The sequence below is a fragment of the Ureibacillus sp. FSL K6-3587 genome (genome assembly GCF_038593165.1).
Taxonomy (GTDB): Bacteria; Bacillota; Bacilli; order Bacillales_A; family Planococcaceae; genus Ureibacillus; species Ureibacillus suwonensis.
Window position 1 is genome coordinate 2,938,515 of record NZ_CP151969.1, and the last position, 12,165, is coordinate 2,950,679.

The window sequence follows — 12,165 nt, forward strand, 5'->3', positions numbered from 1 at the left end:
CACACCACCGTACGTACGGTTCCGTATACGGCGGTTCAATTAAGATCATTGACGCAAGTTTTCATAACGAGCTTCAAGACTTTCCAACCCTTGGTTTCTCCAATAGGAGTTACCAAGGGTTCTGTGTAATATTGGACTATTTGAAATACGCCAATAACTCTTCCGAGTATTTCCCCATTCATACGCTTGCCATTGTGGTACGCCAAGCTGAATAAGGTTGCGTGTCTTTGTTTTCGGTTTCTTCCAGTTCTTCCATAGACACATTCGAAGTCTTCTACGAATCCATTTATCTAATTCAAGGAATATAGATTTGGTGTCTGCTAACGCAAAATATCCACACCATCCCACTAGATATTGATTCAGTTTCTGAATGCGGTATTCCATCGGGTAGGGCATCTTGCGTGATGTGATTTCACGAACTTTATTCTTCATTCGTTTAAGGCTTTCTTTTGCGATACGAACCTTTGGCTCTTTATGATAGGTAAAGCTAAATCCTAGAAACTTACGTTTCCATGGACGGTCGACCGCTGATTTCTTTTCATTTACTTTCAGTCGTAGTTTTCCTTCAATGAATCGTTGAATGCTTGCCATTGTGCGAAGTCCTGCTCGTTTACTTTTCACGTAAATGTTACAGTCATCCGCATATCGAACGAATTTGTGTCCTCTTCTTTCCAATTCTTTATCTAGTTCATCTAGTACAATGTTAGATAGTAGCGGACTTAATGGTCCTCCTTGTGGAGTTCCTTCTAATGTGCTTGACACCACACCATTAATCATGACTCCCGATTGTAAATACTTACGAATCAATTTCAGTAATGGTTTATCTTGGATTCTCTTCGCGAGTGTACCCATTAATCTGTCATGGTTGACCTTATCAAAGAATTTCTCCAAGTCCATATCTACAACCCATCGATGTCCATCTCTTATATATTCTTTCGCTTTCCTCACCGCATCATGGGCACTTCGGTTTGGTCTAAATCCGTAGCTGTTTTCAGAGAATGTAGGGTCATACACTTTTGAAAGTACTTGGGCGATTGCTTGTTGAATCAAACGGTCTGTTACGGTAGGGATTCCTAGTAAACGAACACCGCCGTCAGGTTTCGGGATTTCGACTCTGCGGACTGGCATTGGTTCATAAGTTCCCTTGAGAATTGCCTCCTTAATAGATAGCCAGTTTTCGACTATGTGCTGTCGTAGGTTTTGTACGGGCATCATATCTACTCCGTGGCTTCCTTTATTCTGTTCTACACGTTTTAGTGCTTGAAGCATGTTCTCCCGTGACAGGATTTGATTCAAAAGCATCGTTATTCTCCTTCCGTGAATAGCTGTTCTCTTTATGCCAGTGGTCACTCCACCCTCCAAGAGGTCCCCCACGGGATTCACCGCTTCCTTCCTCAAGTGAGGTACTACGTTTTCTGTGTTCATCATGACTCACTGAATGCCAAGGGCTATTCTCTCTTAATTGTTCGGTCCTTCTTAGTTGTTCTAGACCAACTAATACTATGACCTCTGCTGACTTCTGACGGTTCAGCTACTTATCACTAAGTAGGTTATGAAGCGTACTTCACCTATCCGCCAGACCTCCCCGGGTAAGTACATGCACTTTCACACCATCTATCCGCCTCATTTACTCGATATGACCTTCGACAGAAAGAGCTTTGTTTTGTTTCGCAAACTCACTCAATCATACCTAGCCTTATATGAGGTTCGTGTTCCTCGGACCGGTGTTTTGCCTCCAGCTTCCTTCAGATTCCGCGTCACCACGGACACCCTTGCTCTTGGCTAACCTCTACTTCTGTCTTCGGGGTTCGGGACTTACACCCTATAGTTCATGTACATGCCGGGCGCACGAAAAAACGGAATTGGAAAATGTTTTGTTCTCCAATTCCGTAACGTGAAAGGTGAGTCTTGCCATTTTGAGATATGTAAGTTAAATGCATTTCTTCCTTCTGAACCACAACGTTGCAATCCATTTTTCGCCTGTAACGACCGGTAAACCGGCATGCAGTGTCAATTCATTTAATGTTTGATCGTTGTAAAAATATTCAAAGTATACCGCCATTCCTTTTTTCGGATACACTTTTAACCCCAGTTTTGGAAAATAAGTTTCTCCGCCATCTTCCACATCGCTCAAATATAAGACAAATGTGCAAATCCGGTTGTTGCTTGCAGCTCTGCTTGTCGCCGCAAAATAATCAAAATGCTCTTTATATTCTTGTCCGGGTTTATAGTTTAAAATATGTAACCCTTCCGCATGTTCCACAGGGATCCCCACAATGGAAGCAACCCGTTTTTCAATTCTTCTCACCATATCATCATTCACGTCTGCAAGAAATGCGCCGCTGCTGGTCCGGATGTCGCTGACAATTTTGTCTGCGCCGATTTTGGAACGCTGGAGTCGATCCTTTGATAATTCGATGAGTTTGTCGCATTCTTCGTCATCCAGCACCGAACCCAACACCACCACCAACGGCTGTTCGTATTTCACCAATACATCAATTTCCCTGTCTTCAACATATATTTTGTTTCCACTGAAGTTGAATAGGTTTTGCTCCTTTAAAGAATATTCAGCTCCAAGAATCGTCAAGCTCATTCCCTTCATTTAATGAATGTAAAAAAATGGAATAAAAAGGGATAAAAAGGATAAAATGCACATAATAATTTTACACTAATCTTCGTGTTTCCGCACTATCCTTTATAGAAAAAAATCGGATGAACCAGAAAAAACATCGGCAAAGGAGAGGATTGAGCTTTTCCGCCTTTCAGCGCCCGTTTTCTTTCAATGCCATATCCGCCCCTAAGACACCGATGATTTTGCCTTCGCTTACTATCGGAAATGAAAGGGTAATGCAATAGTTTTTCGTGACTGCGGAGATATATGGTTCGGAAACATACTCTTTACCATTGATCGCTTCTTTGAACCATGGGCGCATTTTGGCGTTGACAAGTCCGGCAGGCGGGTTGGAGTAGATGAAGGTTCCATCCCTCCGATTGGTCCAAATCGTTTCCAACTGAGGATTCGAATATAGAATCTCATCGAGCAGTAGTTGATGAATTTTTTCATCCATACTTAGGAGAGTTTTGGATTGAACTTTTTGAGAAAGCATGTTTTTCACTTGCTTGACGAGGGTTTCATCATATTGGACGTTTTGTCCATTCTCATGAACCAGCGTTTGCAGTTCCGATGAGGTTTTTGTCAACGACTGATTGATGGAGCGGATATCTTCTATATTCTTGTGCTGTGTCCGTAAATCGGTTGTCACTTGAACGACGTATTTTTTATTTTCCAATGCCATATCCGCTATTTCCTGAAGGAGGTTTGCTATATCGACGACACTGTCCCTTTGTTCGTCCACCGATTCCGAAGATTCCTGCACCATCTTTGTGATGATGTTCAGTTTTCCTTTGAAAGACTCCAGCGCATCAAGTATTTTATTCATTTCATGAAAACCTTCATGCACTTGTGCCGTTTCCAATTTCACTTTTTCCGCAGTCGATTTGATCTCCGTTTGAATGATTTGGATGGTATCTCTTGTTTCCTCAACAGCCTGGGATGTTTGATTGGCTAAATTCCCAACCTCTTTTGCAACTACAGAAAACCCTTTTCCATGATCGCCAGCGCGAGCCGCTTCAATGGAAGCATTCAAAGCAAGGATTTTTGTTTTTTGTGAAATCGAACCGATTGTGTAGACAATTTCCTGAATTTTGTTGGAGTATTCAACCAGTTGATGCATTTGTTCAAGCAAGTCGTTGTGACTGCGGCTTAAATGTTCAAACTTCTGCTGCAGGGTTTGGAAAGAAACAAAAGAGTTTTGGAGTTCTGCGTAGGATGTCTGGCTGTTTGAAAGGATTTCTTGGGAAAACGATGATATGTGCAGAGCCGCCGCTTCGATTGCCTTCATTTTTTCAGAAGCTTCTTGAGAGAAGGAAACGGTTTGTTCACTGTGGGAAAATAATTGGGCGGTTTTTGCTTCTGTGGATTTGGAAATTTCCTCGAGCGACAGCGAAGTCAAATTCATTTGCTCAACAACGCCTTTTAATTGATCTACAGCCACTTGAATTTGTCCATCCATTTGAGGTGAAGAAGCGGCTTCTTTGTATTCGGTTTTCAAAGGACTCATTTTCATAAAAAACATGACGGCATCCCCCTTGTGCAAAATAACTCATTTATATAGAATAAAATATAACAATATTGGATTGTTTTTCAATAAAATATTCTAAAATAGATAAATTTATTAAATTGATTTTTTATAATTGTCATCAATTATCGCATAATACATCACTTATTTAGAGGTGGATAAGTTACTTCGGGATAATAAAATATATTAGTTTTTTATAATTAGATTATGTAAACTAACTGATTGTCCGATTCGATGTATAAAAAAACAGCGGCACTTTTGCCGCCATTAAATTAACCATTCCAATGTTTCCGGATGAAATCGTCCCTTCCGGATTTTCTGCGATCTTCTTCATAGTGTGTGGGATTTTTTTTTTGTAATAATCTTGATGATAATCTTCCGCTTCATAGAAAGGGGCAGCCGGACGGATTTCGGTGACGATCGGCTTTTTGAAACGCCCGCTTTCTTCCAGCTGTTTTTTCGATTTTTCCGCCAGTATCCGCTGTTCTTCTGTATGATAAAAAATGGCTGTTTTATAGTTTTCGCCACGATCATGGAACTGGCCGCCATCATCTGTTGGATCGATTTGCATCCAATAGATTTCAAGCAGTTTTTCGTATGGGAAAACAACCGGATCAAATTCGATCTGCACCACTTCCAAATGGCCGGTCGTTCCGGATTTCACCTGTTCATATGTAGGATTTTCAACGTGGCCTCCCATATAACCGGAAGTGACTTTCTCAATTCCGTCCCATTCCACAAAAGGCTTCACCATGCACCAGAAACAGCCGCCGGCAAATGTAGCTTTTTCCATTTTTTCACTTCCTTTTGCTTAAAATCCAATGCATTGCTACAAGATATCATTATAACAACAAAAACTGGAACTTTCATATGCAGGAAAAGCATTTCCTATGGGAGCATAGTATAATGATTGATAGAAGTGAACCTGTCCCAATCTTTCAACGTTCTATTATGATGAAGTCCAAAAGAATAAGGGGAAATAAGCATGGAAGATAATCAAATTCGAAGCCGGAGTGAAAAACGCTATAAGAAAAAACGGTTTAGAATAGGAAGATTCATTGTTTTGATTTTATTGCTGATCATTATTGGGGTCAGCGCCTATTCGATCCATCAATATCGGATCGGATTGGAACTTGCGGGAGATGCAGAAAAGGAAAAAATGGATTTTCTCCCTGATGAACAAACAGGAAACATTGTGAACTATTTAATCATCGGCGTGGACAGCAGGGGAGAGGAAAAATCCCGTTCTGATACGATGATGGTCCTTTCTTGGAATAAAGATACGAATGATATGAAGCTCGTATCCTTTATGAGGGATATTTATACGGAAATCCCCGGCTATGATTCTTGGAAGTTGAATACTGCCTACTATTTGGGCGGCGTTCAATTATTGAAGCAAACATTGAACGAAATGTTCGATATTCCGATCCATCATTATATGGTGATGGACTTCCAAAGCTTTGAATCGCTCATAGACATCATTGCCCCGAATGGTGTCGAAATTGATGTGGAGAAAGACATGTCCGCTTATATCGGGGTGAGCCTGAAAAAAGGCGTGCAACGGTTAAACGGCAAAGAGCTCCTTGGCTATGCCCGATTCCGTCATGATGCCCAAGGGGATTTCGGCCGTGTCGAACGGCAGCAAAAAGTCATTGAAGCGTTGAAAGAGGAAGTTATGAAACCGGCAAATATTAAAAACCTGCCGAAATTTATCGGTGCCGCACAAGGCTACGTTCTTACGGATATGACTTCAGGGGAAGAGTTTAAAACGGTGTTGTCCGTATTGGCAGGCGGAAAACCTTCCATCGAAAAAATGACCATACCGGTGGAAGGAACTTATTGGTTCAACTCTTACCAGCATGCGGGATCTGTCATTGAAATTGATTTGGAAGCGAACAAGAAAGAATTGCACGAATTTTTAGGAATTGGTGGATAGAAAAGTTTTCTTCCAATTATTTTTCGTGATAAAATGATTTTGTCGAAAAATGATGAGGTGATTTTTTGGAAAGAGAGAAAGAATTGGAAAGTGAAGTTAATCGATCAAAGGAATCGAAATTTTTTTCAACAAAGTTTATCCGTTTTCTCGGAGGCAAAAATTTATTATTCACACTGATTGTACTTTTGTTATTGGGGCTCGTTATCTATATTTTTGATAAGATTTCCTTTATTTTCTATCCATTTCAGGTTTTATTCGAAGTTGTCATATTGCCCGGTGTACTTGCGGTCATTTTATATTACTTGTTCAGACCGATATTAAAATTTTTGGAACGATGGATTCCGCGAATTTGGTCCATCTTTTTGATTTTTCTCTTGGCGATTGGAGCCATCACTTTGCTGGTGTTGCTTGTATTTCCGTTTTTGCGCGAGCAATTCACCAATTTGGTTTATGAATTTCCCGTTTACTTCAAAGCGGCTGTCGAAGGGGTTGTCACATTTTTAAATAATTCCGGCGTCAGCGATTTATTTTCAAAATATAACATCAATTACGACCGGGTATTGACGGATGTGACGGACAATTTAATTACAACCGTAAGAGAAACCCTTACGAATCTGGCATCGACTCTCGCCAGCGGGATTACGGGATTCGTTTCCGCGGTGACAGGCTTCATTTTATCGCTGGTGACCGTTCCTTTCATTTTGTTTTACCTGTTATATGAAGGGGAAAAACTTCCAAAATTTATATTGAATATCCTTCCGCCGCGCGCGCGCAATGATGCGGCCAAGGTAATGAAGGCAATGGACCACCAAATCAGCCATTACATATTAGGTCAAATTTTCGTATCATTTTGCATCGGGATCATGATGACGATCGGCTTTCTCATCATCGGATTGGATTACGCCTTCCTGTTAGGTTTCTTGGCGATGATCACGAGCGTTGTTCCATATTTGGGTCCAGCCATTGCCATCACACCGGCCATCATCATTGCACTGGTGAATTCTCCATTCATGGTGTTGAAACTGATTATCGTTTGGACGATTGTCCAGCTCATTGAAGGAAAACTCATTACGCCTAATATTATGGGCTCATCCTTAAAAATCCATCCCATCACCATCATTTTTGTATTGTTGACGGCGGGTTCTTTGTTCGGCGTTGCCGGTGTGGTTCTGGGGATTCCGGGTTATGCGATTTTAAAAGTGTTGGTGTCTTACTTATTTGAATTGTTCAAAAAGCGTTATAACCGCTATGAAGAAGATGATTCTTACAAATATAAAGTGGATTGAATCGGCTGAAATTTCGGCCGATTTTTTCTTTATATCGGCAAATAAAGCAAATCCAATGGCGGATTGACAGGATTCCGGCAAATGAAAAAGCTATCATCCAATTTTGATTGGATGATAGCCGATTCAGAACCGACCCTTTAGATGTTCAACGTTTTCAATCGCCCGATCGCTTCCTCCAACAGTTCCTTTTCTTGGACAAGGGCAATGCGGACAAAGCCTTCCCCTTCAGAACCGAAGGAAGTGCCTGGTACCATCACGACACCCGCCTGTTCAATGGCTTTAAAAGCGAAAGAAACACTGTCGATGTCAAATGGATATTTTGCCCACACAAACATGCCTCCGTCCGATGGGGCATATTCCCAACCGATTTTTTCAAGCCCTTTTGTAAGAACATGATGTCTTTCAGAAAAAGTTTTCCGCAAATGGTCGGTAATGATTTCTGAATGATCCAAGGCAAGGGCTGCGGCGGACTGAATCGGTTCAAAAATGCCGTAGTCCAAATTGGATTTCAGCTGCTTTAAAATTTGGATCATTTCACTGTTTCCGACGATGTAAGCCACCCGGGCGCCAGCCAAACTGAAACTTTTGGATAAAGAATTGATTTCCATTCCAACTTCTTTTGCACCAGGGGCGTTTAAGAAACTGACCGGACCATCGCCGGAAAAGTAAAATTCCGAGTAGGCGGCATCATGAAGGACGATGATATTATGTTTTTTTGCAAATTCAACTACTTCTGTGAAATATTCAATCGATGGCATGGCTGGAACCGGATTGCCGGGAAGATTCAAAATCATCAATTTCGCTTTAGTTGCCACTTCTTCAGGAATGGCCGACAAATCCGGAAGGAAACCTCTCTCCTTATTTAACGGTATGTAATATGCTTCCGCCCCTGCCAAATGGATGCCTGCCATATAAGCGACATAGGCGGGATTGGTCGTAAGGATAATGTCACCGGGATCACAAAAGGCGATTGGCAGATGCACCAATCCTTCCTGGGAACCCATCGTCAGCAGCACTTCCGTATCGGCATCGAGTTCCACTTTGTTTACCCGCTTGTAGTAACGGGCCACCGCTTCATTGAATTCCTTTGTCCCTGTCAATGTATATCCATAGGCATTTGGATGTTTGCTTTTCTCCGCCAAAAGATTTCTTATCATTTCATGGGGTGGAAGGTCAGGACTTCCGAGACTTAAATCAATGATTTTCGTACCTTTTGCTTGTTGCTTGTTTGCATATTCTTTCAATTGGCCGAATATTGCTGGCTGGAATAATGACATCTTCTTGGATGGAACAATATTCAAAATAAACACTCCTTAAGATTGACGAATTCAAATCGTAAAAATATTTTAACATATTTTTATTCTTTCAAAGTTGTAAAAATAAAGGACTTTGCTTTCCACCCAGTTTTTGTATATGATACTAGAAAAGAAGTGATGGAGTTGAAAGAATGAAAGTATATTCTTTAAGCGGGCCTAGCGGGTCAGGGAAGAGTACAAGCGCTTTGCAATTTGCCCATGATCATCAAATCGAAGCCATCATCGACGATGGGTTGTTGATCAAAAACGGGCAAAAAATTGCGGGCACGTCGGCGAAATTTGAAAAGAACACGATCCGGGCGGTCCGGAGAGCGATTTTTCAGGATGAAGCCCATCGGAAAGAAGTGATGGAAGCAATCAAAAAGCAGAACATCCAATCCATATTGATCATCGGCACAAGCGATAAAATGACGAAAAAGATTGCGGAACAGCTGGAACTCGGCCCGATCCAACAATTTTATTATATTGACGATATCCGCTCAAAAAATGAAATCAAATTGTCCCAATTTGTCCGTTTCACCCAGGGGAAACATTTGATGCCCATCCCATATCTGCAAGTGGAACAAAATTTTTTCAGACGAATCATCCAAAAGGGATTTGATATATTTACGAAAAATCGGGTGAAGTTGGGGGAAACGACCATTGTCCAACCGGATTTCCACCGGCAAACCATCGATATATCGCCGAATGTTTATCTCGATTTGATCAAATATGTCGTTTCGAACCATCCGGCGGTTGCGAAAGTGGATTCCGTCCAATTCACCATGAAGAAGTTCCAGCCGAAGATTTATGTATCCCTTCATATTAAAACCCCGGTTGATTATGATGTGATCGAGAAAATGGAGCAGTTGCAAAAACAGATTTCCGTCCAGTTTCAACGCCATTTTGAATTTGAACCGATGCATATTCTCATCTTTTTGAAAGGCATAATGTAAAATGTGGTTGACTTATCGCCAACCACATTTTTTGTTTATCTTTTTCTTGTAAATTGAGGCAAACGTTTTTCAACAAACGCGCGGACGCCTTCAGGAAAATCGATCGGATCTACAAAAGGCGTCGAACCTTGCCAAAGAACCGGAGCGGAATCGATGCACTCTTTTACGGAATTTTTCACTGCCAGCAGTGAGGCAGGGGACATGCTGGCCACCAATTTTCCCAAACGGATGGAAAAGCGCGTCAATTCTTTTTCAGGCACCAAATAGTTCAACATGCCCGCCCGATAAGCTTCTTCCGCTTTGAATGTGCGGCCGGTGAAAACAAAGTCTTTCGTTGTGGATGGGCCCACCAAATCCACAAGACGTTTGGCAAATTTATTATTCAACGTAATGCCCAGTTTGCCGACAGGAATGCCCATGCGCGCTTTTTCAGAACCTATGCGTATATCACATGCCAATGCAAGCTCCAGTCCGGCGCCCATGGCAGGTCCGTTGATCACTCCGATGGTCGGGAGCGGTAAATTCTCGATTGTCGAAATCGTATTTTCCATTCTGGCAAACGCTTCTTCCGCTTCTTCCAACGACATCCGATTGAATTCCTTTATATCTGAACCGGCTGTAAAATTCTCACCGGAACCACGGAGGATCAATACTTTGTTTTTTGGATTTTCAAGGGATTGTTTTGCGATTTTGGCCAGTTGATCCCACATATTGGCTGTCAACGCGTTTTTCAATTGAGGGCGATGGATTGTGATGATGGCCAAACCGGCTGCTTCTTGATAGACAATTTTTGCTTCTTCTTCTTCAAGTCTCATCGTACGAACTTGCATCCTAAATACCTCCTTCACATTAGTTCCATCTTACTTGAAAGTGAAACATCATCCTAGAGTTATTTCAATATTCATAAAAAATCAAACAATATTCAGAAATTCTCTGTTTTATAACAGTTTCATCCCACCAAAATGGCGCATGAACGAAAAAAGGCTAACCTATATTATAATAGGTTAGCCATCCCATGTTAATGTTCGTATGAAACGAGATAATCATCCGATTTGATCCATTTAAATTTTTTCTCAAAGACTTTAATGAAAATGAGATTTAAAAGGACAGGCAATGCGATGAACATCACAGTTGCAATGGTAATGCTTTTAAAGTTCCAGCCGACCAGATCCAAATATTTCAATGGTCCCACGAATCCAGCGAGACCAAATCCCGCGCTGTACGGTGTTCCCACAATTTGAAGAACCCCTGATAAAACACCGAGAATCGCGGCTGTAATGATCATTGGATAGGCAATGCGCGGCTTCATGAAGAAATTGTGCATTTGAATTTTGGCTGATGCAAGATGGGCGATGGCAGTCCTTAAATTATTCGCTTTATAGGCGGCAATGCACATGCCGACACCTGAAGCCGCCACACCGAGGTTTGCCGCTCCCGCTGCGACCCTGAAATCATAATGGCGGTAGCAACACCGATCGTTGAAATCGGTGAGAGAATCAGAATGGAGAACACCATTGCGATTAACATACCCATGAACACAGGTTGTAAATTTGTTAAGTAGATAATGCCTTCCCCGATGGCCAAACTTGCATCACGGACGTAAGGCAAAATGGCCAAACCGATTAAACCGGGAATGAAAATGGTAAGGGCCGGCATCAATAACAATGTCCAATCCTTCAATTTCACATCTAAGAATTTTACGAATAATGTGGCAAGGGCTGCCGTAATCCCGATATTGATGACCGTTCCAATCCCCGCCATCGTAATGACCCCATTTTCATCCATTGTCGTTACACCGCTGCCGATAAAAGCTGCAAGTCCGATGGAACACATTTGAACCGGATTCAGTTTGAATTGGATTCCAATCAGAACCCCCATAATCACCGGCAGTAAGCTCATCACAAGTACAGAGGCGTTCAAAACGGCGGTCAAGAACGTTTCAAGGGGCCCTGCATGTGGAATAATCAATTTTAATATTTCTCCGACAAGAGCATTAGGGATCAAACAAACCACAATCCCTAAACTCATTCCCGTTAATAATTTACTGAAGAAATCTTTCATCGTTGCAAAACCCTTTCTGTTAGAACTGTTTTAATAGTGGAAATATTGTATATTAATATAGTAAATTATATATAAAAATAATATTTTATCAACTATAAATATTTTGATAATTCATATTAAAGATAAATTTTTGAAGTTTAAACATCCTTTGTTTATAGGTTTAATCGAGTGAAATTAGGTTTGGGAGAGAAAAAAAGGCATCTATTTATTATTTTTTATCAAAATATTTTAGTGAAAGAGAGGTTGGGACAAAAGATAAAAAACACCATTTTCTCCCGGGAGAAAATGGTGTTTTTTTGATAATTGAAGAAAATTGATTTCCGTTCCGGGGACGCTTTCCGCGGGCCCGACTCGAGCCTCCTCGGAGCTCAATCCTTCGCTCCTGCGGGGTCTCGAGAGGGCTCGTCGCAGGAAAGCTTTTGCTTTGCGACTAAGCGTGCGCGACAGGAGCACTCGCCCCGTCACTCCAATCAATTTATTACAAAAAATCTT

The 12,165-nt window shown here is 41.5% G+C and carries 8 protein-coding genes and 2 pseudogenes; 3 read left to right on the forward strand and 7 right to left on the reverse strand.

The genetic code is table 11. The features are described from left to right. Positions 1-45 precede the first annotated feature (45 nt). The 4 genes and pseudogenes from ltrA to msrA all read right to left on the reverse strand — a co-directional run bounded on the left by ltrA (position 46) and on the right by msrA (position 4,932). Complete coding sequence (ltrA, locus tag NSS77_RS14495) at positions 46-1,302, reverse strand: group II intron reverse transcriptase/maturase (protein WP_342471176.1); 1,257 nt, start codon at positions 1,300-1,302, stop codon at positions 46-48. A 628-nt stretch (positions 1,303-1,930) separates the two neighbouring features. Beyond that, entirely contained in the window at positions 1,931-2,587 is a 657-nt protein-coding gene (locus NSS77_RS14500) for a 2OG-Fe(II) oxygenase (protein ID WP_342469370.1), read from the reverse strand. Positions 2,588-2,762: 175 nt separating this feature from the next. Continuing rightward, positions 2,763-4,136 (reverse strand): methyl-accepting chemotaxis protein, encoded by a 1,374-nt coding sequence (locus tag NSS77_RS14505; protein ID WP_342469371.1) that lies wholly within the window; start codon positions 4,134-4,136, stop codon positions 2,763-2,765. Between the two features lie 275 nt (positions 4,137-4,411). After that, positions 4,412-4,932, reverse strand: a pseudogene (gene msrA, locus NSS77_RS14510) (peptide-methionine (S)-S-oxide reductase MsrA). Between the two features lie 192 nt (positions 4,933-5,124). On the opposite strand from msrA, the gene NSS77_RS14515 reads away from it, so the two are divergent. Then, positions 5,125-6,075: an LCP family protein gene (locus NSS77_RS14515; RefSeq protein ID WP_342469372.1), complete on the forward strand. Its 951-nt coding sequence runs from the start codon at positions 5,125-5,127 to the stop codon at positions 6,073-6,075. A 65-nt stretch (positions 6,076-6,140) separates the two neighbouring features. Next, positions 6,141-7,361: an AI-2E family transporter gene (locus NSS77_RS14520; RefSeq protein WP_342469373.1), complete on the forward strand. Its 1,221-nt coding sequence runs from the start codon at positions 6,141-6,143 to the stop codon at positions 7,359-7,361. A 137-nt stretch (positions 7,362-7,498) separates the two neighbouring features. Here the strand turns inward: NSS77_RS14520 and NSS77_RS14525 are convergent, their stop codons facing one another. Then, entirely contained in the window at positions 7,499-8,638 is a 1,140-nt protein-coding gene (locus NSS77_RS14525) for an aminotransferase class I/II-fold pyridoxal phosphate-dependent enzyme (RefSeq protein ID WP_342471301.1), read from the reverse strand. A 170-nt stretch (positions 8,639-8,808) separates the two neighbouring features. Here NSS77_RS14525 and NSS77_RS14530 point away from each other — a divergent pair, with 170 nt between their 5' ends. Beyond that, a complete protein-coding gene (locus tag NSS77_RS14530; protein WP_342469374.1) occupies positions 8,809-9,612 on the forward strand; it encodes a hypothetical protein in 804 nt (267 codons plus the stop codon). Positions 9,613-9,647: 35 nt separating this feature from the next. Here the strand turns inward: NSS77_RS14530 and NSS77_RS14535 are convergent, their stop codons facing one another. Next, positions 9,648-10,442: an enoyl-CoA hydratase-related protein gene (locus NSS77_RS14535; RefSeq protein ID WP_342469375.1), complete on the reverse strand. Its 795-nt coding sequence runs from the start codon at positions 10,440-10,442 to the stop codon at positions 9,648-9,650. A gap of 188 nt (positions 10,443-10,630) precedes the next feature. Beyond that, positions 10,631-11,673: pseudogene (locus NSS77_RS14540) on the reverse strand (PTS sugar transporter subunit IIC). Positions 11,674-12,165 lie beyond the last annotated feature (492 nt).

Excerpts from the sequence above, each read along its gene's own strand:
- NSS77_RS14530 (WP_342469374.1), top strand. The coding sequence starts at position 8,809 with ATGAAAGTATATTCTTTAAGCGGGCCTAGCGGGTCAGGGAAGAGTACA.
- NSS77_RS14525 (WP_342471301.1), bottom strand. The coding sequence starts at position 8,638 with ATGTCATTATTCCAGCCAGCAATATTCGGCCAATTGAAAGAATATGCA.
- ltrA (WP_342471176.1), bottom strand. The coding sequence starts at position 1,302 with ATGCTTTTGAATCAAATCCTGTCACGGGAGAACATGCTTCAAGCACTA.
- NSS77_RS14515 (WP_342469372.1), top strand. The coding sequence starts at position 5,125 with ATGGAAGATAATCAAATTCGAAGCCGGAGTGAAAAACGCTATAAGAAA.
- NSS77_RS14535 (WP_342469375.1), bottom strand. The coding sequence starts at position 10,442 with ATGCAAGTTCGTACGATGAGACTTGAAGAAGAAGAAGCAAAAATTGTC.
- NSS77_RS14505 (WP_342469371.1), bottom strand. The coding sequence starts at position 4,136 with ATGTTTTTTATGAAAATGAGTCCTTTGAAAACCGAATACAAAGAAGCC.